Below are 23,454 nucleotides of genomic sequence, written 5' to 3'. Positions count from 1 at the left end.
GAATAGCAGAAAGAGCAGGAGGGACGGCATGCTGGAGAAATTGGATTTGAGCAAAAAAATAGCCAAAGACGTCTATAACGAAAAAATGGCCGAGTTGCGCTTGCGTCTGGGGGAACTGCAGCGGCAGGCCAAGGACCAAGGATTGCCTGTAGTGATTGTTTTTGAAGGCTGGAGCGCTTCCGGCAAGGGACGCTTGATTAATGAATTGCTGCAGGCGTTGGATCCGCGCGGCTTTAGCGTCTTTGCTATGGATGAGCCAACTTTGGAAGAAAAAGCCCGGCCTTTTTTGCGTCGTTATTGGGTGCGTCTCCCCGCGGACGGGCGTATTGCTATTTTTGACCGTTCTTGGTATCGGGCGGTTTTGACGGATCGCGTGGTGGATGAGGGCAACCGTCATCATTGGCAGCAGGGCTACCAGCAAATCAATTCCTTTGAAAAGCAGATTGCCGACCACGGAACGTTGGTGCTTAAATTTTTTCTTCATATTAGTAAAGGCGAGCAGAAAAAACGTTTTAAAAATATGGGAAAAAACGACGCCAATCTTTGGCGGCTCCATGAATCGGATCATTGGCAGCATGCCCATTATGACGAGCTGGGCGTGGCCATTGAAGAGATGCTGGAGAAAACCGATTTTTCTCATGCTCCGTGGACCTTGGTAGAGGCGGAAGACCAGCGTTTTGCGGCTTTGAAAATATATAATCAAGTAGTGGGAGCCTTGGAGGCGGCGCTGCAAAAGCCGCGGCGGCAGGCCGTTGTTTTGGAGCCGGCCGAGCGTGTAGATGCGGCGGTAATGCATGACTTGGATTCTTCGATTTTAGATAAGGCGGACTTATCACTGCAGGTATCGGCTGCGGAGTACAAAAAGCGCACCAATGCTCTGCAAGAGGAGCTGCGCATGCTGCAATACTCGCTGTTTGCCAAGCATGTGCCGACAGTGATTGTTTTTGAAGGGTGGGATGCGGCTGGCAAGGGCGGCTGCATTCGGCGGCTGACGCAAAAACTGGATCCACGAGGTTATGGCGTGGTTCCCATTGGCGCGCCCAATGATTTGGAACGGCGGCATCATTACCTCTGGCGTTTTTGGCGAGAATTTCCGCGGGCGGGAGAAATCGCCATTTTTGACCGCTCTTGGTACGGACGGGTGTTGGTGGAGCGTGTGGAAGGATTTTGTCAGCAGGAGGAATGGAAGCGCGCCTATCATGAAATCAACGAAATGGAAGAGCAATTGGCCTTGGCAGGCGGCGTATTGATTAAGTTTTGGCTGCATATTGACCAGGAGGAGCAACTACAACGCTTTCAAGAGCGGCAGGACAACTCCTATAAGCAATGGAAGATTACGCCGGAGGACTGGCGCAACCGGGAGAAGTGGCAGGCCTACCGTCAAGCGGTGGATGAAATGTTGTTTCGCACCAGTACGGTCAAGGCGCCCTGGACGTTGGTGGAAGCCAATTCTAAAAATTATGCGCGTCTGAAAGTGCTGGAAACGGTAGTGGCAGCCTTACGGAATCACTGATTAACCGAAATACGGAAAAAAATTCTTTTTGCAACTTCCCAGGAGTTAGAAAATGCTTGTGCGACAGCGCGCTACAGAGCGGTATGCTCTCCGGTGAAGCTATTTTCTTGATACCTTGAAATTCGGTCTTTGTCGGCGGCAGAGCGTACCTGGAGGCCCTTCCTTTTTGCGTGTCTTCTCTGTATGATAATGCATTGAGGAGGGTGAGTATGAACGACGAGTTAAGACAATTACTGGCGCTGTGCCACCGCTATGTCGAGGGTGAAATGGAGCTGGAAGCATTTGCGGAAGACTTTGATTTGTATTTGACGGAGCATGAAGGCGAGCTTCTTTTGCACGAAAGCGCCTATGATTTGCTGGATGAGATTCGTGATTCTTTGCTGTATATTCAACCGGACGATGCCGGCTTTGCGACGGAAGAAAGCGATTTAAAAGAGCGCATTCGGGCGGGCTTAGAGCAGCTGGATCGCTTTTAAGATTAAAGGAGCTGCTAATTTAATTAGCAGCTCCTTCGGCATCTATAGGGAGCTTTAAAGATTTGAAAAAGTTCGTATCCTTAAGGGGTGCGGACTTTTTTGATGTTCCAGAATTTACAAACGAACCGCGAAAGACGCGAAAGACGCGAAAAACGCGAAAGGGTTTATCAGGGAATAGGAGCTTCTGTATAAACGGCGGCATAACTGTATTTGAGACAAGATTTCCGCGCGACTCGCAAAAATAGGAGTCGACGGCAGTTCCGCGAACTCGCTGGCGCTCAGACATACGGAACTTTTATCCGTCGTCTTCTGCTTTTGCGTCCTGCGGACCGTCTTGCTCCAAAAAAGTCTCAAATACAGTCACGGCCACCGCAACTTAAACCGTTCCCTTATATTACTCCTCTGGCCTTTCTCTGGCTTTTCTCTGTTACTCTGAGTTGGGTTCTCCTAAAGGACCGCGTAGCGGTTTTTCTTATATTCCCGCAGGAATGTAGCAGCATTATGGCGAAATAATTTCAATTGGAGGTGTAGCAGTGTGCGGATTGAAAAAAAAGATATAGATGCAGCTGTGCGCAGCGGCATTTTAAATAGAGTGCAGGCGGAAGAACTATGGCAGCTATGGCAAGAACAGAAAGAGGATGAGCCGCGTTTAAGTATGTCTCATTTGGCGTATTATTTAGGCGTGTTGTTGGTCATGGGGGCTATGGGCTGGTTTTTGACCAAGGCTTGGCTGGAACTAAGCGGGCTGGTGCTGTTATGCACAGCTATTTTATATGCTTTTATTTTTCTTGTAGGCGGGCTATTGCTGCGGGGCCGCCGGGGAGGGAGGCTGCCGGGAGGTCTGGCTGTGACGACAGCGGTGTGCATGACGCCTTTGGCGGTGTATGGCTTTTTGAAATATACCGGTTATTGGGAAGCGCAGCTGACGTTAATGGCTGCCGGCGGTTTTTACAGCCTAGTGCCGCAGCACCGTCTTTGGATGGAAGGGGCGACAGCCGTACTGTCTTTATTGGTGGCCAGAGTGGTTCCCTTTCCTTTTTTATTGGCGCCTTTCGTTGTGTCTTTGTGGATGATGGTGCAGGATTTAGTGCCTCTTTGGCATTGGTTTGCACCATGGATTTCCGACGCTTGGGCTAATACTTGGCTGGGATGCCTGCTTTTTATCTTGGCCGTAGAAGCGGATCGAGGGCGTTGGCGCTGCAATGGCCCGGATATGGCGTGTTGGCTGTATTTGGCGAGCGGAGCTTCTTTGGCTGCCGGCTTGTATGTTCTAAGCTGGTGGGGGCTGGCTGGCTGGCCGCGCTGGACGACGCTGGTGGCGGCAAGCGTATTTTTGCTGCTGGCGCCCCTTTTCCAGCGTTCTATTTTTGTGGTGACAGGCGCCGTGGGCTATGTAGGGTATCTGGGCTATCTGGCGTATGAAGTGTTTGCTGATTCATTGTATTTTCCGCTGGTGCTGAGTGCCTTGGGAGTGCTGTGCGTAGGGGCCGGCTGGCTGTATCAACGCAAGGCGGCTCGCTGGCGGACGCGGCTGCTGGGCAGCCTGCCAGCCTGGCTGTGCAAGCGTTTGCCTCCGTCAGCAGAAGAGTGAGTTTGGAAAGGAAGAAAGTATGGCGCGTTTAGAATATCGTTTGTTGGACGAGGCGAAAGGCTATCCGGTGCTGTATGTGTATGAAGGAATTTCGCATGGGGAAGTAGCGGCCCGGTTTATTTGCGATCGCTTTGTCAAGGAAGGCGCGGTTTATGAACGCACATCTTGCGCCATTGAACCGGATGGCTTTGTCATTTATATACAGCCGGACTCTAAAGGGAGAGTAATGTGGCCAGCGGCGGCGACCAAGACAGCCGGCCTGCCGTTGGAGATTGCCGCTTGCGGCAGCGGCTTGCTTTCGGCGCAGCGGCAGTTGGTATTGTCTTTTTTGACGTATGAAGAACTGCAGTTGCAACTGCTGGCTGACTACCGGATGCACCAAGGCGAAGAGTGGCTGAAGGTGTCGGCGGAGCTGGACGAAGACCGCAGCGCGTACGTGTATTATATGGAGAAAGTGAAGGAGGGCGCATGAAGAAACGTCATTGGGTAGTCGGTCTTTTTATCGCGGCTTCTTTGGCGGCAGGCGGCTGTTCTTCGCCGACGCAGCAGGCAAAAGAAGCGCCGGGAGATGACGATGAATTGGTGGAAGCCGGAACGGCTCCGGGGGGACAGCGGCAAGGCAGCATAGCGCCAGTGCCATATATTTATGGAGGCTCCCGCTATTTTGGCTCCGGCGGCGGAAGAAGCGGCGTTGCCGGTGATGGCGCGGCGACTTCCGGCATTTCTCAGGGCAAGGGCGGGCTGGGCAGTCAGAGCGCCTCATCTGGAGGCGGCTGATGGAGAACTATGCGGTCCGGCGCGAACGCTGGTACGGGCCGATGAAGACTCTATTTCCCTGGGAGACTATTGCCAAAGATGAATATGCCTTAGCGTCCTGGACTCCTATTTTTTCGCAGCAATGTCAGGAGCTGCAGGCGGCGGCGGAAGGCTTGGCCGCCTTATGGCATAAAGTGGCTTTGGTTGCCTCGCGAGGGGACAGCCGGCTGTTGCGCTGGCTGGGTTTGCCTGCTGGCGCGCGGGAGGCTGTGCGGGAGGCGTTGCAGCTTCCATGGTTGACGGCGTTGGGACGGTTTGACTTTGTTCAGACTGCGGCAGGGTGGAAAGTGTTGGAGTATAACTGCGATACCCCCAGCGGCGTGGTGGAAGCCTTGGCGGTGAACGGGAAAATTTGCGCTTGCGAAGGGCGACAAAATCCCAATGCCGCCGGCGAAGAACTTTTGCGTCAGGCCATTGCCGAATCCTTGCAAATAGCGCGTCGAGCTGGCTTGCACGGCGTGGCTGCGTTTAGCGCGTTGGGAAATCACAGTGAAGATGCCGGTACGATGAAGTACTGGCAATCTTTGGCGGCAGAAGGCGAGTTTGTGCCGTTGGAAGAACTGCGGTATGAAAGGGAGTCTTTGACTTCAGCGGCTTCGGAGCAAATTGGCTGCTGGTTTCGCCTTCATCCATGGGAGGTCATGGTGCGGGAATGCGCTGCTGATGGGTTTCCAACGGGAAAGCGCGTATTGGAGCTGGCAGCTTCCAAGAAGCTCTTGGCGGTGAATCCGCCGCTGGCTTTAGTGGGCCAGTCCAAGGCGCTGCAGGCCCTTATTTGGCAGTTGTACGAGGCGGAAGAGTTCTTGACACAGCCGGAACGGCACTTGGTGCAAACCTATATGCTGCCGACCTACCGTCAGAATGTGTTTTTAGGAAAAGCTTCGTATGTGCGAAAACCTTTGTGGGGGAGAGAAGGCGGCGGCGTGACGCTGCATGCTGCGGACGGAGGCTTGCTTTTGGGGAGTCGCGGCGGCTGGCATGGCGCTGCTATCTATCAGCAAGCGGTGGAGTTGGAACGTATGCAGGTTATGACGCAGAAGGGTTTGCAAGAAGGCCGGCGTCTTTGGGGCGCCTTCGTGGCTGGCGGCTCTTTTGCTGGGGTGTTGGTGCGCCTTGGCGCGGCTATTACGGACGACCAGGCGTGGATGACGCCGGTGTATTTGAGCGAGGAGGGAAGCGAATGATGATGCTAAACATGCAGGGACAATGGCCGCATGTCGTAAATTTCCTACTATATCTTGCGGCGGCGCTGCCTCTTTTGGGAATTGGCGTTTGGCTCTTTGCCAGGCTGACTCCTTATAAAGAAGGCGAACTGCTGCATAACGGCGCGCAAGACGGAATGGCCGGACGGGCGGCGGAAGCGGCGGCGCACGACTTGGGCGGCAAGCTGCTGGGGCTGACGTTGGTTTTGGCTTCCGCTATTTTTCATTCCGTTCATATTTGGGATTTGCTTTTTTGGGGCGCCGTGGGCATTGTCAGTCAGGTGGTTGTGGCTAAGCTGTTTGAAAGAGTTACCCCGTACCGGGTGTCGCAGGAGATTCCTAAAGGCAATGTGGCGGTAGGGATTTTTTCCGCCCGTCTCAGTGTGGCGGCGGGACTGCTTTTAGCGGCCTTGATCAGCTATTGAGCGATTAAGTGAGGAGACGGTACTTGACTCACACTACACCAAGAGAGTCTTTTTTGCGTCAGCCTTTGTCAGAAAGCCTCGGCAGAGCGCCGCTATGCCTGCGTTTTCTTTCGCGTCTGACGGAAAAAATCCTTATCTTGGCGCAGCATTCTTTCAAGTATCATCTCCTCAGAATGAGACTTGAGTAAAATCAAATTATAGTTAAAGATGGAGGACTGAAATCGTGGGAAGCAAAATTCAAAAAAACCGCAGTGATTCGGATATGTTGCAAGGGTATGTAGAGGAACGCTCTTTTGAACACCAATGGTTGGGCGAGTCTACGCCGCAGCCGCGGCCGGCGGTAGGGCGCAAAGGAAGCAAAAACACGGAAAGTGAATCGTTTTTGCCTGTAAAGGCGCGGGAAGAGCTGGAAAAGGCGTTGGTGGCCATTAAGCTGGAGTTATATAAAGAGGGCGTGCAAGAGTATCATCTACAGGTGAAACGAGCGGGTAACAGTATTACGTTGACGGTGCTTCCGGGCAAGGGCTAAGCGGAGGATTTCATGGCATACGAGCAGCGGATTGTTTTTCGGCATCCTAAGGGGCTTCACACGCGGGTAGCGGCTATGGTAGTGCAGCGTTTCCAAGAACTCAGGCAGCGCTACGGCAGCGAGATTACCTTGCGCAAGGAAACCGGCAAAGTAGTGCCAGCCAATAATTTAATGCTCCTAGTGGGCCTGAAGGTGCGCGCTGGAGATGTGTTATGGGTTGGCGCCAATGGCGCTAAAGCGGGAGAGGCAGCGCAAGAGATGGCCGCGTTTTTGGAAGGGGATTTTTCTTTGGCGGCGGCCCCGGCCTGGCAGGGCATGGATGCCGTATTGCAGGAGAATGCCTTTACGGCGGAGCAGATTTTTCGCAGTATCGCCAGCGGCTTGATGGTGACGGATCAAGAGGACCGCATTACCGTGTTTAATCCGGCGGCGGAGCGCATTATGGGCGTGGCTGCGGCGGAAGTTATTGGCCGCAAGGTGTACGAAGCCATTCCTGGTTCTCGGTTGCATATTGTCAACCAGACGGGAGAAGCAGAGTTGGGGCAGCGGCAGCTAACCGGGCGCTCTATCACGGTTACCAATCGGACGCCCCTGCTGATTGACGGCAAGGTTTGCGGCGCTGTGGCTGTGTTTGAGGATATTTCGATCTTAGAACGCGTTTCCGGGGAACTGCAAGAGGTAAAGGAACTAAAAGAGCGCTTGCAGTTGATTTTGGAATCGGTACAGGACGGCATCTGCGTTTTTGATAAAAAAGGCGTGATTACCTACGTCAATGATGCGTATGTGGCGATGTGCGGTGAAAAAAGAGAAGAACTTTTGGGGCAGCGTGTAGGTAATATTTCTCCCGGTGGGGGGCGTAGTTTGATGCTGACAAGCGGCCAAGCGGTGCTGGGCAGCATCAGCCGCAAACGCAGCGGCGTGACGTTGATTTCGAATATTAATCCGATTTTTGTGGACGGCGCCTTGACCGGCGGTTTGTCGGTCAGTAAAAATACGACGGAACTGCAACTGTTGGCGGACAAGCTGAACGAGGCGAATGCGCGGGCGGACTATTTGGAAGAAGAGCTGCTTCGTACCAGAAGACCTCATGCGGCGTTTCGTAATTTCATTGGCCGCAGCGGCAAAGTGAGAGACTGCCTGGCGATGGCCTCGAAAGCGGCGGCGGCGCAGGCTACGGTGCTCATACGAGGCGAAAGCGGCACAGGCAAGGAACTGGTTGCCGAAGGCATTCACTACGCCAGTCCGCGAGCCAAGGGGCCTTTTATCCGGGTTAATTGCGGCGCCATTCCTTCGGCGCTCTTGGAAAGCGAGCTTTTTGGCCATGAAAAAGGCGCTTTTACCGGGGCTGTGCGGCGGAAGCTGGGTCGTTTTGAACTGGCTGACGGCGGCAGTTTGTTTTTGGACGAAATCGGCGAGATGGATAAGACCATGCAAGTGAAGCTTCTGCGGGTGCTGCAGCAACGGGAAATAGAGCGCGTCGGCGGTGAAGAGACGGTGCGCGTGGATGTGCGAATTATTGCCGCTACCCATCGGGACCTTGAGGCCATGGTGGCGGCAGGCGAGTTTCGGGAGGATCTGTACTATCGCTTGAATGTAGTCCCCGTACTGCTGCCTCCCTTGCGGGATCGTAAAGAAGATATTCCCCTCTTGGCGGAGTATTTTTTAGAGAAAGTGTCCCAGCGCGAAGGGTTTTCCTGCCAGGGCTTTCAACGAGAAGCGATGGAAGCCTTTCAAGGATACAACTGGCCGGGTAATGTGCGGGAATTAGAGAATGTAGTAGAGCGTATGGTGACGCTGACCGAAGGGGTTCAGTTGGGCTTGGAGGATTTACCGCTCTATTTGCGCAAGGAGATGGGCGTGGAACCGGCTTTACCGGTTTTACATCAAGAAGAATCGTTGCTGCCCTGGACGGAGTATGAAAAAAATATTATTGCTTTAGCGTTAGAACGCTGCGGCAGCTATAATGCAGCAGGCAAGGCGCTGGGGCTGACGCATAAAACCATAGCGGCGAAGGCGCGCAAGTATGGCTTGGAAAAACAGACATCTTGGGTAAAAATGGACTAATTGATCCTTTTTACCAATGAAAAAAGAGATGTCTGTTCTTTTTTACCAAGAAGTAAAAGGAAAGGGGGCTTGGTTGCAGTAAAAACACGTTGGCATGGGTTTTGCTAATATACTCTACGGAAACGGCAAGCCGGTCAGACCGGCAGAAGGGAGAATTAAGGATGAAAAAAGTCATTAATGTACCCGAGCAAGTTGTAGAGGAAATGCTTCAGGGGGTTGTCGCGGCACATCCTCAATATGTACGTCGTGTAGAGGGTTTTGACGTCATTGTGCGCGCTCAGGCTCCTGTACAGGGTAAAGTGGCCTTGGTCAGCGGCGGCGGCAGCGGCCACGAACCTTCTCATGGCGGTTTTGTCGGTAAGGGAATGTTGGACGGAGCGGTAGCCGGAGCGGTATTTACGTCTCCAACTCCGGATCAAGTGTATGAAGCGGTGAAAGCGGTAGACGGCGGCAAAGGCGTGCTGCTGGTCATCAAAAACTACACTGGCGATATTATGAACTTTGAAATGGCTGCGGAAATGGCGGATGCCGAGGGCATTAAAGTAGAAAAAGTAGTTGTCAATGATGACGTTGCGGTAGAGAATAGCACGTGGACTACTGGGCGTCGCGGCATCGCCGGCACGGTGTTTGTGCATAAAATTGCCGGCGCTAAAGCGGAAACAGGCGCTTCCTTGGAGGAAGTGAAAGCGGTCGCGGATAAGGTTGTCGCCAATGTTCGTTCCATGGGCATGGCCCTGGCTCCTTGCACCGTACCGGCTGCAGGCAAGCCTAGCTTTGTTTTGGGTGAAGACGAAATGGAAATTGGCATGGGCATTCACGGCGAACCGGGAACGCATCAGGAAACTGTGAAAAAAGCCGATGAAATTGCGGCGCATTTGCTGGATAAAATTTTTGCTGATATCGCTTTGTCCGCAGGGGATGAAGTGGCTGTGCTGGTCAACGGCTTGGGCGCGACGCCGTTGATGGAGCTGTACATTGTGAACCGTAAAGTGGCGGAAACCTTGGCGGCCAAAGGCGTCAAAACCGCCAAGACTTTTGTAGGCAATTACATGACCTCCCTGGAAATGGCAGGATTCTCCATTACGTTGTTGAAACTGGATACGGAACTAAAAGAGTTGCTGTTGGCCCCGGCGGATACGCCGGCTTTGGTACAGTTTTAAAGGCTCTAAGAAATCGCTTGGTGCGAAACCGCCGGCGTTCTTGGAGGTAGCGAAAAGGAAGCTGGCAGCGGGTGAAAGCCCGCTGCCTTTCTTGAAACGGACGATAGGAGGAAACAAGCATGAATACGAAAGCAACAGAGCTCATCAATGCGGTGGGAGCTATGGTAATAGAGGAAAAACAATTTCTGACGGATTTGGACGCCGCCATTGGCGATGGTGATCATGGTATTAATATGGCTCGCGGTTTCGAGGCGGTTAAAACCAAACTGGCCGGAGCGCCCGAAGGCGATGTCGGCGCGGCGTTGAAGCTGGTGGGCATGACTTTGATTTCGACTGTGGGCGGCGCTGCAGGTCCGTTATATGGTACGGCGTTCTTGCGGGCTGCCGGAGCGGCGCAAGGGAAAGAATTGGTTGACGAAGAAACGGCGCAAAAAATGCTGGAAGCCGCCGTCGGCGGGATTAAAGAACGCGGCAAGGCAACGCGAGGGGAAAAGACCATCCTAGATGCCCTGGAGCCTGCAACAGAAGCCTTTGCGCAGGCCAGAGAAGACGGCAAGACCATGCTGGAATGTTTGGAAGCGGCCCAAAACGCGGCGGCGGCAGGAGTTGAGTATACCAAGACCATTATTGCTACTAAAGGACGCGCCAGCTATCTGGGCGAACGCAGCATCGGCCATCAGGACCCCGGCGCTACTTCAACAACCTTGATGCTGCAGACTTTGTACCGGCAGCTGGCTGAGAAATAGGAGGGATAGCATGGTAGGAATTGTAATTGTGTCCCATAGCGCCAAAGTAGCGGAGGGGATTTGTGAAATGGCGGCGCAGATGGCGCGGGCGGAGCAGAAAATTTTGGCCGCAGGGGGCACGGCGGACGGCGGCATTGGCACTGACGCGACGATGGTGGCCGAACGCATTGCGCAGGCGGATGTAGGAGAAGGCGTGCTGGTTTTAGCAGACTTGGGCAGTGCGGTGCTCAGCGCGGAAACGGCGCTGGAATTTTTGGATGAAAAACTGCGCAAGCGCGTACAGATAGCAGATGCTCCGATTTTGGAAGGCGCCATCAGTGCGGCTGTCGAAGCGTCCTTAGGAAGTTCCTTGGCTTCGGTGCGGGCAACCGCAGAAGGAGCTCGGGATTTGCATAAGTTATAGGCAGAGAAGAGGAGAATTCATATGGAAGCAATTGTTCAGATTACTAATCCTACAGGCTTGCATGCCCGCCCGGCGGCGCAGTTTGTGCAGCAAGCGGCCAAGTTTAAAAGCAAAGTGGTTATTGAAGGCAACGGCAAGAGCGCCGACGCTAAGAGTATTTTGGGGGTTATGTCCTTAGGGGTAACCAAGAATACGGATTTGAAGATTTCCGCGACCGGTGAAGACGAAGCGGCGTGCGTGCAGGCGCTGGTGGAATTGGTGGAAAGTCGTTTCGGAGAGGAGTAAGATCATGGAAAAGCTGCAAGGACTGGCTGTGGTGCCGGGCAGCGCCATGGGACCGCTTTTGGTGTTGCGGGATGAACTGACGGCGGCACTAAAGACGTATACGCCTTCGCCGACGGCGGAAGAACTAAAAAAGCTGGAATCGGCTGCGGCGACAGCGGCGTTGCAGCTGGCAGAGGCGGCTAGGCGCTGCCGGGAAGCTGGCCAAGATGAGCAGGCGGGCATTTTAGAGGCGCATCAACTGATGGCCCAGGATGCGGCCTTGCTGACGGCGATGCAAGAGGCGGTCGGTGCGGGCGCTCCGGCGGCGGCACTAGAGGCCAGTGAACAGTATGCGGCTATGTTTGAAGCCATGGATGACGCCTATTTGCGCGAGCGCGCCGCAGATGTGCGCGACGTGGGTAAACGTATCGCCAAGGTGCTGCTGGGGCTGACGGAGCCCAAGCCTGTGGCAGGCGGCGCTATTTTAGCGGCGGAGGATGTAGAACCGTCTTATTTGGCGGCGTTGCCGGCAGGCGCGGTAAAAGCGGTTCTGTTAGGGCAGGGCAGCACAACGTCACACGCGGTGATTATTGCTAAGGCGAGGGGCATTCCGGCCATTGTAGGGTTAAAGGAGGTCCTGCCGCGCTTGACTAGCGGTCAGGAAGTCTTTGTGGATGCAGGGCGCGGGGAAATCTGGGTGGACCCGGATGTGAAAACACGCGAACAGGCGCTGCTGCAGATTCAAAGGGAAGCCGAGCAGCTTAAACGCGATTTGTCGCTGGCCGGGGAAGCCGCAGTGACTACAGATGGCTTGAAAATGACTTTGGCGGCTAATATCGGCTCGCCTCAAGACATGGAAACCGCGGCGCGCTATGGCGCGGAAGGGGTCGGCCTTTTTCGTACTGAATTTCTTTTTATGGGACATGACAGCGCCCCCGACGAAGAGGAACAGTATCAAGCGTATAAAGCGGCCATTGAAGGCTGCCAAGGAGCGCTGTGCGTCATCCGGACGATGGATATTGGCGGCGATAAGCCTTTGCATTATCTGCAGGTTCCCAAAGAGGATAATCCGTTTTTGGGTTGGCGGGCCATTCGAATCAGCCTGGAGCGGGAGGATCTGTTCTTGCCGCAATTAAAAGCCATTCTGCGGGCGGCGGTGCATGGCAAAGCGGCTATTATGCTGCCCATGGTGAGCCAGGTGGAAGAAATTCGCCAAGCCAGGCTGGCTTTGCAACGCGCTCGGGAAGAGCTGCAAAAAGAAGGCAAGCCGTTTGGAAGCGATGTGCCTTTGGGTATCATGGTGGAGACGCCTGCAGCGGCGGCCATGGCGTCGCTATTAGCGCAGGAATGCGATTTTTTTAGTATCGGTACGAATGATTTAGTGCAATACACCTTGGCTGTAGACCGGGGCAACTCGAAAATTAGCGGTCTTTACAGTCATTTTCATCCGGCGGTGCTGCGTTTGATTCAGCAAACGGCGCAGGCGGCCCATGAAGCAGGAATTTGGGTTGGCATGTGCGGCGAAATGGCGGGCGATCCCCTGGCGACGCCGTTGCTGGTGGCTATGGGTTTTGACGAACTCAGTATGAGCGCTCCGGCGCTGCCGCGCGTGAAGGAACGGGTTCGCTCTTTATCTCGCCATAGGGCGGACGAATTATTGGCGCAGGCTTTGAAGCTGAAAGAAAGCACAGCGATTCGCGAACTTTTGCGTCGAAATATGGAACAAGAATCAGAGAGCTAAGTATTGAAAACACTTTGCAAAGACGTTATAATTAGAGCAGTATTTTAGATAAGATAACGGCAGTGTGGCCGCCTTGAGTAATCAAGGCGGCTTTTTGTCTTTGCAGGGAGGGTGCGAGATGGAAGAGTTTCGTGAGGGAACTTTGGAAGTAGCCGAATTGAAAGAGCGTCTTGCCTGTATGGAGGCGCGTTTGGATGCGGTGCTGGCCGCTGTGGATGAAGCTGTCTGCATTGTGGACGAACGTGATTGCGTTGTGGCCTGGAATCGCTATGCCACCGCTTTATACGGCATTTCTTCGGATGAGATAGTCGGCAAGCATATTGGCATGTTTTTTTCCAATCTGCTTTTGACCCAAGTGGTGCAGGAGCGCAAAGAAGTCCGCGGGCGCTATCACACTCCCTGCCCGGACAAGCATGTGCTTATTAACGCCATGCCGGTGCATTTGGCGGAGTGGAATGTCGGCGGCGTTTGCGCCGAACGGGATATTACCGAGGTAGTCCAGCTAAATGAAAAACTCTTTCGCACCAGTGAAGAAATGGTGGCCCTGCAGCAGCGCATAGAAGGGCGGGCTGTGGATTCCTTTGCTTCTATTTACGGGCACAGTCAAGGCATTCAAGAAGCCATAGCCATGGGGCGGCGCGTAGCCGCCTCGCCGGCGCCGGTGCTGATTCGAGGGGAAAGCGGCTGCGGCAAAGAGCTCTTTGCGCGGGCGCTGCATCAGGCAAGCGGCCGTACTGGCGCTTTTGTGGCCATCAATTGCGGCGCTATTCCAGAAGGCCTTTTTGAAAGCGAACTTTTTGGCTATCAAGGAGGCGCTTTTACCGGCGCGGATCGCAAAGGCAAGGCCGGCTTGCTCGAAGAAGCTCATGAAGGGACGCTGTTTTTGGATGAAATCGGCGACATGCCAAGAGAAGCGCAGGTCAAGCTGTTGCGGGCCCTGCAGGAGAAGAGCTTTTACCGCGTAGGCGGTTCTAAAGCGGTGCGAGTGGATGTGCGCATTGTGGCGGCGACCCATCGGGATTTGGAGGAAATGGTGGAGCGCAAGGAATTCCGCGAGGATTTATACTACCGTCTAAATGTCGTCACTTTGTGGCTGCCGCCGCTGCGGGATCGTCGCGATGACATTCCGGAATTGGTGCATAAAGGGCTGCAGCATTTTGGCGCGGTATATGGCAAACTGATTACCAAGGTAGACCCGGATGCGATGGCCATGCTTTTAGATTACCCTTGGCCCGGCAATGTACGGGAATTGTTCAATGTTTTGGAGCGCATCGTAGTGCTGGCGGAGGGGGATGTGCTGGAAAGCCGTCATTTGCCGCAAGAATGGATGCAGCACCGCCCCTTGCCGCCCATGCTTGCGAAGGGGAATTTCAACTTGGCCGACGCCTCAAACCAGTGGGAAAAAGAAGTCATCCGCCGCGTGTTGAAAGAAAACCACTACAACAAGGCGGCTGCGGCCAAGAAGCTTGGCATTCCCAGGACGACTCTTTACTATAAACTGCGTCAATTAGAGCTGGATTGACGGCGACCCGACAAAAACGTCGAAAAATAGACGGAATGTACGCAAAGACGCGTCTGGAAACAGAGCGTCTTTTTGCGTTTAACCCTTGTAAAATCTGGAGAGTTGCAACATCCTGCTAAGTTGGCACGGACTTTGCTATATAAAGGGCAGGAGGTGTTGGGAAGCATGAGAATTACAGAACATCCGATTTTAGAGTTCCCCCAAGAGGGACTGGTTGAATTTTCTTTTGACGGTCAAACCTTGAGCGGGCGGGCCGGAGAACCCATTGCCGCCGCCTTGCACGCGGCAGGCGTGCGGGCTTTGCGTCACAGCCACCGCCATAACCGGCCGCGCGGCCTGTTTTGCGCAATAGGAAATTGCTCGTCCTGTTTGATGACGGTTGACGGTGTACCCAATGTTCGGGTTTGCGTGGAGCCTTTGCAGGCTGGCATGCAGGTAGAAACCCAGAAAGGGAACGGGTACTTGAAATGATAAAGAAATGTGATATTTTGATTATCGGCGCCGGCCCGGCTGGCTTGGTCGCCGCCAAGGAAGCGGCCCGGGCGGGGGCGCAGGTATTGCTTTTAGAGCGTTCCAGTCATTTGGGAGGACAGCTGATTAAGCAGACTCACAAATTTTTCGGTTCTAAAGAAGAGTTCGCCGGGGAACGAGGCGTAGCCATTGCGGAGCGCCTCCTGGCGGAAGTGGCGGAACAGCCTGGTATTGAAGTGTGGTGCGGCGGTACGGCGCTGGGGATTTATCAGGAAGACGGCGTTGTAACGGCTGAATATAAGGGCGTTTTTCACAAGATCAAAGCCAAGCGCTTGATCGTAGCAACCGGCGCATCGGAAAAAACACTGCCTTTTCCCAATTCGGACTTGCCTGGGATCTACGGAGCTGGCGCCGTACAGACGCTGATGAATGTGCATGGCGTACTGCCTGGAAAACGAATCGTTATGCTTGGGGCTGGCAATATTGGCGTTATCGTAGCTTATCAGCTTTTGCAAGCGGGCGTAGAGGTGGCGGCCATTGTCGAAGGCGCTCCGGTTATCGGCAGTTATTGGGTGCATGCGTCGAAAGTCAGACGCTGCGGCGTTCCCATTTATACTTCGCACACGGTGGTGGCGGCGCATGGCAAAGAAAGCTTGGAAGCGGTGACCATCGGCAAGGTAGATGATAAATGGCAAGTAGTGCCGGGAAGCGAGCAAACGATAGAAGCGGACGGTTTATGTCTGTCTGTGGGGTTGTCGCCGCTGACGGAGCTTCTTTGGCAGGCGGGCTGCGATATGACTTTTGTGAGAGAACTGGGCGGCTATGTGCCGTGGCGGGACGCCAATTTAATGACGTCAAAAAAAGAAATCTTTGTCGCCGGCGATGTGGCGGGAGTGGAAGAAGCTTCAGCAGCCATGGTCGAAGGTAAAATTGCCGGGTTGTATGCGGCCTTTTCGCTGGGCATGCACTTGCCGGACTTTCAGCAGCAGTACCAGCAGGCGAAAGGGCAATTGGCCGCCTTGCGTTCCGGGCCGACAAGCGCCAAAGTTTGCAAGGGCTTATGTAAAGTAACCTTTGAGGAGGCGATGTAAAATGCTGTCGACAACCGGAATTCCGGACAAGGAGCAGATTGCAGCAGTGCTTCCTTGTGAAGCAAGAAAAAAAGAAGGCGCTGTAGCAATTATTGAATGCTACCAGGAGATTCCCTGCAACCCCTGCGCCGATGCGTGTCTGCGAGGCGCTATTACGGTGGATCCCATTCATGAGCGGCCTAAGCTGGACGCAGAAAAATGCAATGGCTGCGGCATCTGTTTAACCCATTGCCCTGGGCTGGCTATTGTTGTAACCGATTATCAATATAGTGAAACAGAAGCTTTATTAAAACTGCCTTACGAATTTTCACCCTTGCCTCAGGAGGGAGAGCTTCTGGCCGGCTGTAATCGCGAGGGGAAACCGATCGTTGACGTAAAAGTGCTTCGCGCGCAGCGCAGCGCTAATAAGACCCACGTACTTTGGCTAGCTGTGCCGAAAGAACAGGTGGACGAAGTTCGTTTTGTTCGCCGGAAGGAGGCAAAAGCATGAAAGACGAGACAATCATTTGTCGTTGCGAGGACATTTCCTTAGGAGAGATTCGCGAGCGCATTGCCAAGGGAGATCATTCGTTAGAGGAAGTGAAGCGTGCTTGCCGCTGCGGCATGGGACCCTGTCAGGGCCGGACGTGCATGCCTTTGATTGCGCAGGAAATCGCTACGGCAACAGGCCGGAAAGTAGAAGAAGTTGCACTGCCCACCTTCCGGCCGCCGACAGCGCCGATTTCTCTGGGTGTGCTGGCAGGAGGGACTGAGGATGAAAAGTAAAGCAGATGTGGTAGTCATCGGAGGCGGTGTTGTAGGCTGCTCGATTGCCTATAATTTGGCCCGCCTGGGCGCTGGTAAAGTAGTTCTTCTTGAAAAAGGATATCTCGCCAGCGGCGCTACGGGTCGTTGCGGCGCCGGCGTGCGCATGCAGTGGGGGACCGAAACCAACTGCCTTTTGTCTCGGGAAAGCGTCAGGATGTTTTCTCACCTGCCGGAGTATTTGGGAGTGGATGTCGATATTGAGTTTGAGCAAGGCGGCTATTTGCTGCTGGCGTATACGAAGAAAATGGAAGATCAGTTCCGAAAAAACCTGCAGCTGCAAAAACAACTGGGTATTGAAGCCTCTTGGGTGACGCCGGAAGAAGCGAAAGAAATCGTGCCGATGTTGAATACCGAAGGCATGCTGGGGGCGACTTTCTGCGCCGAAGACGGTCACTGCAACCCGTTTCGCGTTACCGAAGCCTATGCGGCGGCGGCGCGCAAGCAGGGCGTAGAGATTCGCACCTTTTGCGAAGTGACGGACATTGTTACCGAAGGATCTAAAATTGTGGCTGTGCGCACGGCGCAGGGCGATATTTTGACCGATACCGTTGTCAATGCCGCTGGGGGGCATGCTAAATGGGTGGGAAGAATGGCTGGAGTGGAACTGCCTATTTTCCCGGAACGGCACGAAATTTTGGTAACCGAGCCGGTGGAAGCCGTCATGGAACCCATGGTGATGAGCTTTTATCACAACCTGTATTGCCAGCAAAGTCCTCATGGCAGCTTCATTATGGGCATCGGTCATCCGGATGAGCCGGAAAGCTTGAATATGACCTCTAGCTGGCATTTCTTAGAGGCTATGGCGCAGCGCGTCACCAAGCTGCTGCCGCCGTTAGCCGGCTTGAAGGTGGTGCGCCAATGGGCGGGCGTGTACGATATGTGTCCGGATCGGACGCCTATTTTAGGCAGCGCTCCCTGTCAGCCGCGTTTCTTTACGGCCGCCGGTTTCAGCGGTCATGGTTTTATGATTTCTCCGATCACTGGCGAATTAATGGCGCAGCTGGTGCTGGGGCGGCAGACGACCCTGCCGGTAGACGTGTTCCGGGCGGAACGCTTTGAAGAAGGCGAATTGTTTGTCGAGCCCTCTGTGGTATAAAGCACAACTATAAATTGAAAAGGGGTTTAGAAGATGATTGAATACAAAAATGAAGCATTTACCGATTTTAGCCAAGAAGGAAATCGACAGCAAATGGAGGCGGCTTTGGCCAAAGTCGCTGCGGAAAAAGGCGCCTATTATCCGTTGATTATCGACGGCGAAGAAGTTAATACAGAAGCTCGTATTACCTCGTTGAATCCTTCGTTAACCAGCGAGGTAGTGGGAACGGTGGCCCGGGCGAACACGGACTTGGCGGAAAAAGCCGTGCAAGTAGCGGCGCGGACTTTTGAAAGCTGGAAACAAGTAGCGCCGCAGGTGCGGGCGTCTCTTTTGTTCAAGGCGGCAGCTATTTTACGGCGCCGTAAGTTCGAGTTTTCCGCTTGGCTGACGGAAGAAGCCGGTAAAACCTGGCCGGAAGCCGATGCTGATACGGCGGAAGCCATTGACTTCATGGAGTATTATGCACGCCAGATGCTGCAGTATGCCGAAGGCATGTCCGTGTATCCGTATCCGGGAGAAACCAATGAATGCGTGTATATTCCCTTGGGCGTCGGCGTGGTTATTCCGCCCTGGAATTTCCCCTTGGCTATTTTGGCGGGCATGACCGCTGCGGCGACGGTAGCAGGCAATACGGTTATCGTTAAGCCGGCCAGCGCTACGCCGGTAGTGGCTGCCAAACTGATGGAAGTTTGGGCGGAAGCAGGATTCCCGGCGGGGGTTATCAACTATCTTCCCGGCAGCGGCGGCACCATTGGCGACTACTTGACGACGCATCCTTTAGTGCGGTTCATTAACTTTACCGGCTCCAAGGAAGTGGGCCTGCGCATTAATAAGCTGGCCGCCGATGTAGCGCCCGGACAGAAATGGATTAAACGAGTGATCGCGGAAATGGGCGGCAAGGACGCCATTGTTGTCGATAGTGAAGCCAATCTGGAAGAAGCGGCGGCAGGTATTGTCGCCTCGGCCTTTGGGTTCCAGGGACAAAAATGCTCCGCTTGCTCTCGGGCCATTATCGTGGCTGACGTTTACGACGAAGTGCTGGCTAAAGTAGTGGCTAAAACTAAGACTTTGAAAGTAGGCTGCGCTGCGGATCCGGCGATGAACATGGGGCCTGTGGTGGACGAAAACGCCTATAAGAAAATCCTGGAATATATTGAGATCGGCCAAAGCGAAGGCAAGATTGTCGTTGGCGGCAAAGCCGGCGATGCGGCAGGTTATTTTATCGAACCGACAGTCATTGCCGATGTGGACGCCCATGCTCGCGTTGCGCAGGAAGAAATTTTTGGGCCGGTGTTGGCGGTGATTAAAGCCGAAGACTATGATCATGCCCTGGCGATTGCCAATGACACGGAGTATGGTTTGACTGGCGCTGTGTTTTCCCAGAATCGGGCCAAATTAGAGCAAGCTCGGCGAGATTTCCATGTAGGTAATCTCTATCTGAATCGTAAGTGCACCGGCGCTTTGGTCGGCGTACAGCCTTTTGGCGGCTTCAACATGTCCGGCACCGACTCCAAAGCGGGCGGCGCTGACTATCTGCTGTTGTTCATGCAGGCAAAATCCATTTGCGAAAGACTGTAATGGTAAGCAAGAAATAACCATATTTAGAAAAAAATGCTTGTAAAATGAATCGCAGACAAGTATAATGAAGATCAAATTAAAGATGTATTCCAGATAAGTGTATGAGGCAACGAGGCTTCTGGAAAGAACAGCATGCTGTTTTTTCCAGAAGCCTTTCTTTTTTTGCAGATGCCCTAAGCGGCATGGAATGAGAAGCGCAATGTAATGCAAGAAGACGCGGTGAGAGGAGGAATGGCAGGCAGTGACGAGTGGTCTTGAAACAAGAACGTAGGTGAAAGGGAGAGAAGCGTATGATGAAAATGGGAAAAATGAAAAAGATGGCAGCCCTCCTAAGTGCGTTGGCGCTGACTACTGGATTGATTGCCGGCTGTGGAGGCTCTTCCAGCAAAGACATTAAAATCGGCGTGGTATACGAGCTGACAGGCAATACGGCTTCCTTCGGGACGGCGGCGGCTAACGGCGCAAAGCTGGCTTTTAAGGAAATCAACGCGAATGGCGGGGTGCTGGGCAAGCAGATTCAGCTGGTTGTCGCCGACAATAAAGGAGAGCCTTCAGAATCCTCCAACGCGATGACCAAAGTTATCAGCCAAGATAAGGTTGTGGCCGTAACGGGCTTCACTACCAGCTCCAACGGCATTGCCGCTTCCAGTGTGGCGGAAGCCAACAAAATTCCTTTCGTAGCAGCAGCAACGACCAATCCCAAGGTAACTATTAATGAAGCGTCCGGTAAAGCCAAAGACTACACCTTCCGCGTTTGCTTCATCGATCCCTTCCAGGGGACGGTAGGCGCCAACTTTGTTCTTAACACCTTGAAAGCCAAAAAAGCGGCGATCATGGTTGATAACTCCAGCGATTACAGCAAAGGCCTGGTAGCGGTCTTCAAACCGGCTTATACTGCCGGCGGCGGCACGGTAGTGGCTGAAGAAGCGTACTTGCAGAAAGATCAGGACTTCAAAACCATCCTGACCAACATCAAAGCGGCTAATCCTGATGTCATCTACTTGCCTGGCTACTATGAAGAAGTAGGCAAAATCGTGAAGCAGGCTCGTGAACTAGGTATCACGGCTTCCTTTGTCGGCGGGGACGGCTGGGATTCTCCCAAGCTGGCTGAAATCGGCGGCGGGGCTGCTCTAAATAATACGTACTTCACCAATCACTACTCGGTAGAAGATAAGAGCCCCAAATCTCGCGCTTTTGTAGAAGCGTACCAGAAAGAATACGGCCAATTGCCGGATGCCATGGCGGTTCTTGGTTATGACGCCGCTTATGCTTTGGTTGACGCCATCAAGCGCGCCGGCAGTGCAGAACCGCAGAAAATTCGCGAAGCCCTGGCGGCTACGAAAAACTTCCCTGCTGTTACTGGCGACCTGACTTTGAATGAAAAGCATGACGCCGTGAAGAGCGCTGTTATCATTGAAATGAAAGACGGCAAACAGGTTTACCGTGAAACCATCAAACCTTGATAGAATGACTTGTCGATTTTCATAAAGCCTCCGAATCCGCTAGCATGGATTTTGGAAATAAGAAACCGGCGTCACAAAATCGTGATGCCGGTTTCTTGTTACGCTTTACTTCTTTTCTCTTGTTCAAATTTCGTTCCTTGTCCCTCGCCGCTCTTGTCTCCGTTCCTCGTATAAGGAGAGCAAATCAGTGGGTTCGTCGCTTTTAGATACCCAATCGGGCGCTTGTTCCTTGCATTTAGTTACCGCCGCTTGCAGGTCGTAAAAGACTTCCCATTTCGCCTTAACTAAAGATGGGCCGGTCAGGCGCAGCAAGTAGGCCGGATGGTAGGTGGCAATGGCCGGAATACCGTATTTGGTTTCGAACCACTGGCCGCGGTCTTTGGTAATGCGCCCATGGGGATCTTTTAGATATTTTAAGGCTACGCTACCTAAGGCGATAATCACTTTTGGCTGTACCAGGCTGAGCTCTTCGTCTAACCAGCGGCTGGCGCAAAAAGCGCCTTCTTCAACCGTCGGGGTGCGATTGCCTTTGGGACGGCATTTTAGGACATTGGTGGTGTAGACGCAATTGCGTGTGACGCCTACGCTCCAGAGAGCCTTATCTAAGAGTTTGCCTGAAGGGCCTACCAAGGGTACGCCGTACTCGTCCTCGACGCCGCCGGGGCCTTCGCCGACAATAGCCAGCGGGCTGGTAATGCTGCCGTTGCAGGAAGTAGGGCCGATGGCATCCTTGCAGAGAGGGCAGGCGCTGCATTGCAGCAAAGCCTCTTCTAAATTCTCGTGGCTGGGAAAAGACATGGAATCACCTCGTAGTAAAAGTGTTATTCTTTCTTAACTTCGACCATATACCTGGTTTTCCTTTACAAAGGAAAGAACATTATTGTAAAATGGGAAAGTACATAGCAAGCAAAAATAGCCACTTCCGCTGAGGAAGGATGCGTTTCGGCACTCTCAGGCGGGGGTGTCATTTTGCTGTCAGGAGGTTCAGCTGTCATGTTGGATATGAAATTTGTGCGGGAAAATCCCGAAGCGGTGCTGGCAGGATTGCAGAAAAGAGGCAGCGCCTTAACGCTTGATGATTTTCTGGCCTTGGAGAAAAAACGCCGGGAAGTCTTGACGGAAGTGGAAGCGCTGAAAAGCCGGCGCAATACGGTCTCCCAAGAGATTAGCCGACTGAAAAAAGCCAAAGAGGACGCCGAGGCTTTGATTTTGGAAATGCGCAGCGTTGGAGAAAAAATCTCCGAACTCGACGAGACGGTGCGCCAGGTGGAAACGGAGCTGAAGGAGATTCTGCTCAGTATTCCTAATTTGCCCCATGCTTCCGTGCCGGTGGGCCGGGATGAAGCGGACAATCCGGAAGTACGCCGTGTAGGCGAAGTGCCGTCTTTTGCCTTTGAACCGAAAGCCCACTGGGATTTAGGCGAAGACCTGGGAATTCTTGATTTTGAGCGTGGCGCCAAAGTGACCGGAGCTCGCTTTACGTTTTACCGGGGCTTGGGAGCGCGCCTAGAGCGGGCTTTGATTAATTTTATGTTGGACGTGCATACCCGCGAACACGGTTATACCGAATTTTTCCCGCCCTTTATTGCGAACAAGGAAAGCATGACCGGTACTGGACAGTTGCCGAAATTTGCTGAAGACATGTTTAAGCTGGAAGGCTTGGACTACTATCTGATTCCGACAGCAGAAGTGCCGATTACGAACTTGCATCGCGGCGAAATTTTGGACGCCAAGGATCTGCCTAGGTATTACACCGCCTACAGCGCTTGTTTCCGCGCGGAAGCTGGTTCGGCTGGCAGGGATACCCGGGGCATTATCCGGCAGCATCAGTTTAACAAGGTGGAAATGGTTAAATTCTGCCTGCCGGAAAACTCTTATGACGAACTGGAAAAACTGGTGGGCAATGCCGAACGTATTTTGCAGCTGTTGGAATTGCCGTATCGGGTGATTACTCTTTGCAGCGGCGACATCGGCTTTTCTTCGGCCAAGACCTATGATTTGGAAGTGTGGCTGCCTAGCTTTAACACCTACCGGGAGATTTCCTCGTGCTCTAACTTTGAGGATTTCCAGGCGCGCCGGGCGGACATTAAATTCCGTCGGGACGCGAAGTCTAAACCGGAGTATGTGCATACATTGAATGGCTCCGGCCTGGCCATTGGCCGGACTGTAGCGGCCATTTTGGAAAACTATCAGCAGGCTGACGGTTCGGTATTGGTACCAAAAGTACTGCGCGCCTTTATGGGCGTAGATGTGATTCAGCCTTAAACTCAAAAAAAGCTCCGCAGGCGCGGAGCTTTTTTTATTCTCTGAAAAACTCTTTTTCCCAAGAGATTGCTGACAAGTATTTTGGGGCCAGCTGGCTCGAAGGCAGCTGGAGCTGTCGGCTGTACTGCAATACTTGCGGCCAGTCGCCTTTTTCGTAAGCAATAACCAGATCCAGCAGCTGGCGCAGTGTGTTGGGGTGGCCTAGCAAAGCTTGGCAGACATCGTCTGGAA

At 53.4% G+C, this 23,454-nt stretch carries 24 protein-coding genes and 1 pseudogene; 23 read left to right on the top strand and 2 right to left on the bottom strand.

Annotated features, from left to right (window positions below):
- The first annotated feature begins 28 nt into the window (after window positions 1–28).
- From pap to PHF27_RS04125, 22 genes are all read left to right on the top strand, one after another.
- Window positions 29–1,513 (top strand): polyphosphate:AMP phosphotransferase, encoded by a 1,485-nt coding sequence (gene pap, locus PHF27_RS04230; RefSeq protein ID WP_300066489.1) that lies wholly within the window; start codon window positions 29–31, stop codon window positions 1,511–1,513.
- Window positions 1,514–1,722: 209 nt separating this feature from the next.
- Window positions 1,723–1,989 carry a hypothetical protein gene (locus PHF27_RS04225; protein ID WP_300066486.1) on the top strand — a complete coding sequence of 89 codons (267 nt, stop codon included), beginning with the start codon at window positions 1,723–1,725 and terminating at the stop codon, window positions 1,987–1,989.
- A gap of 535 nt (window positions 1,990–2,524) precedes the next feature.
- The gene (locus PHF27_RS04220; protein WP_300066483.1) at window positions 2,525–3,580 is read left to right on the top strand and encodes a hypothetical protein; all 1,056 of its coding nucleotides are present in this window, start codon (window positions 2,525–2,527) and stop codon (window positions 3,578–3,580) included.
- 19 nt (window positions 3,581–3,599) lie between these two features.
- Complete coding sequence (locus PHF27_RS04215; RefSeq protein WP_300066480.1) at window positions 3,600–4,052, top strand: hypothetical protein; 453 nt, start codon at window positions 3,600–3,602, stop codon at window positions 4,050–4,052.
- Window positions 4,049–4,357: a hypothetical protein gene (locus PHF27_RS04210; RefSeq protein ID WP_300066477.1), complete on the top strand. Its 309-nt coding sequence runs from the start codon at window positions 4,049–4,051 to the stop codon at window positions 4,355–4,357. Before PHF27_RS04215 ends, PHF27_RS04210 begins: the two co-directional genes overlap by 4 nt.
- Entirely contained in the window at window positions 4,357–5,580 is a 1,224-nt protein-coding gene (locus PHF27_RS04205; protein ID WP_300066474.1) for a glutathionylspermidine synthase family protein, read from the top strand. The genes PHF27_RS04210 and PHF27_RS04205 overlap by 1 nt, the downstream gene beginning before the upstream one ends.
- On the top strand, window positions 5,577–6,023 hold the full coding sequence (locus tag PHF27_RS04200) for a DUF350 domain-containing protein (RefSeq protein WP_300066471.1): 447 nt from the start codon (window positions 5,577–5,579) through the stop codon (window positions 6,021–6,023). The genes PHF27_RS04205 and PHF27_RS04200 overlap by 4 nt, the downstream gene beginning before the upstream one ends.
- 223 nt (window positions 6,024–6,246) lie before the next feature.
- Window positions 6,247–6,552 carry a hypothetical protein gene (locus PHF27_RS04195; protein ID WP_300066468.1) on the top strand — a complete coding sequence of 102 codons (306 nt, stop codon included), beginning with the start codon at window positions 6,247–6,249 and terminating at the stop codon, window positions 6,550–6,552.
- Window positions 6,553–6,564: 12 nt separating this feature from the next.
- Window positions 6,565–8,616, top strand: a complete 2,052-nt coding sequence (locus PHF27_RS04190) for a sigma 54-interacting transcriptional regulator (RefSeq protein ID WP_300066465.1) — start codon at window positions 6,565–6,567, stop codon at window positions 8,614–8,616.
- Window positions 8,617–8,777: 161 nt separating this feature from the next.
- Entirely contained in the window at window positions 8,778–9,776 is a 999-nt protein-coding gene (dhaK, locus tag PHF27_RS04185; RefSeq protein ID WP_300066463.1) for a dihydroxyacetone kinase subunit DhaK, read from the top strand.
- Window positions 9,777–9,895: 119 nt separating this feature from the next.
- Window positions 9,896–10,522: a dihydroxyacetone kinase subunit DhaL gene (gene dhaL / locus PHF27_RS04180; RefSeq protein ID WP_300066460.1), complete on the top strand. Its 627-nt coding sequence runs from the start codon at window positions 9,896–9,898 to the stop codon at window positions 10,520–10,522.
- Between the two features lie 10 nt (window positions 10,523–10,532).
- Window positions 10,533–10,925 (top strand): dihydroxyacetone kinase phosphoryl donor subunit DhaM, encoded by a 393-nt coding sequence (gene dhaM / locus PHF27_RS04175; protein WP_300066457.1) that lies wholly within the window; start codon window positions 10,533–10,535, stop codon window positions 10,923–10,925.
- 21 nt (window positions 10,926–10,946) lie between these two features.
- Window positions 10,947–11,210 (top strand): HPr family phosphocarrier protein, encoded by a 264-nt coding sequence (locus tag PHF27_RS04170; RefSeq protein ID WP_300066454.1) that lies wholly within the window; start codon window positions 10,947–10,949, stop codon window positions 11,208–11,210.
- Window positions 11,211–11,214: 4 nt separating this feature from the next.
- Window positions 11,215–12,930 carry a phosphoenolpyruvate--protein phosphotransferase gene (gene ptsP, locus PHF27_RS04165; protein ID WP_300066451.1) on the top strand — a complete coding sequence of 572 codons (1,716 nt, stop codon included), beginning with the start codon at window positions 11,215–11,217 and terminating at the stop codon, window positions 12,928–12,930.
- Window positions 12,931–13,048: 118 nt separating this feature from the next.
- Window positions 13,049–14,452: a sigma 54-interacting transcriptional regulator gene (locus PHF27_RS04160; protein ID WP_300066448.1), complete on the top strand. Its 1,404-nt coding sequence runs from the start codon at window positions 13,049–13,051 to the stop codon at window positions 14,450–14,452.
- 165 nt (window positions 14,453–14,617) lie between these two features.
- On the top strand, window positions 14,618–14,923 hold the full coding sequence (locus tag PHF27_RS04155) for a (2Fe-2S)-binding protein (protein ID WP_027938051.1): 306 nt from the start codon (window positions 14,618–14,620) through the stop codon (window positions 14,921–14,923).
- A complete protein-coding gene (locus PHF27_RS04150; RefSeq protein ID WP_300066443.1) occupies window positions 14,920–16,014 on the top strand; it encodes an NAD(P)/FAD-dependent oxidoreductase in 1,095 nt (364 codons plus the stop codon). The genes PHF27_RS04155 and PHF27_RS04150 overlap by 4 nt, the downstream gene beginning before the upstream one ends.
- 1 nt (window position 16,015) lies before the next feature.
- Window positions 16,016–16,504 carry a 4Fe-4S dicluster domain-containing protein gene (locus PHF27_RS04145; protein WP_300066440.1) on the top strand — a complete coding sequence of 163 codons (489 nt, stop codon included), beginning with the start codon at window positions 16,016–16,018 and terminating at the stop codon, window positions 16,502–16,504.
- Entirely contained in the window at window positions 16,501–16,779 is a 279-nt protein-coding gene (locus tag PHF27_RS04140) for a (2Fe-2S)-binding protein (protein WP_018701950.1), read from the top strand. Before PHF27_RS04145 ends, PHF27_RS04140 begins: the two co-directional genes overlap by 4 nt.
- A complete protein-coding gene (locus PHF27_RS04135; RefSeq protein ID WP_300066434.1) occupies window positions 16,769–17,917 on the top strand; it encodes an FAD-binding oxidoreductase in 1,149 nt (382 codons plus the stop codon). Before PHF27_RS04140 ends, PHF27_RS04135 begins: the two co-directional genes overlap by 11 nt.
- A 33-nt stretch (window positions 17,918–17,950) precedes the next feature.
- On the top strand, window positions 17,951–19,495 hold the full coding sequence (gene pruA, locus PHF27_RS04130) for an L-glutamate gamma-semialdehyde dehydrogenase (RefSeq protein ID WP_300066431.1): 1,545 nt from the start codon (window positions 17,951–17,953) through the stop codon (window positions 19,493–19,495).
- Window positions 19,496–19,794: 299 nt separating this feature from the next.
- Window positions 19,795–20,958, top strand: coding sequence for an ABC transporter substrate-binding protein (locus tag PHF27_RS04125; protein WP_300066517.1), 1,164 nt, complete (start codon window positions 19,795–19,797; stop codon window positions 20,956–20,958).
- Between the two features lie 123 nt (window positions 20,959–21,081).
- Here the strand turns inward: PHF27_RS04125 and PHF27_RS04120 are convergent, their stop codons facing one another.
- Window positions 21,082–21,756 (bottom strand): uracil-DNA glycosylase, encoded by a 675-nt coding sequence (locus PHF27_RS04120; protein ID WP_300066428.1) that lies wholly within the window; start codon window positions 21,754–21,756, stop codon window positions 21,082–21,084.
- 195 nt (window positions 21,757–21,951) lie between these two features.
- Between PHF27_RS04120 and serS the strand changes: the two genes are divergently transcribed.
- Window positions 21,952–23,223 carry a serine--tRNA ligase gene (gene serS / locus PHF27_RS04115; protein ID WP_300066425.1) on the top strand — a complete coding sequence of 424 codons (1,272 nt, stop codon included), beginning with the start codon at window positions 21,952–21,954 and terminating at the stop codon, window positions 23,221–23,223.
- 34 nt (window positions 23,224–23,257) lie between these two features.
- On the opposite strand, the pseudogene PHF27_RS04110 reads toward serS, so the two are convergent.
- Window positions 23,258–23,454: pseudogene (locus PHF27_RS04110) on the bottom strand (hypothetical protein); the annotation flags it as partial.

Source organism: Anaeromusa sp., assembly GCF_028691475.1.
Classification (GTDB): domain Bacteria; phylum Bacillota; class Negativicutes; order Anaeromusales; family Anaeromusaceae; genus Anaeromusa.
The sequence above is the reverse complement of the archived record's forward strand: the minus strand, read 5'-3'. Positions and strand labels throughout refer to the sequence as shown.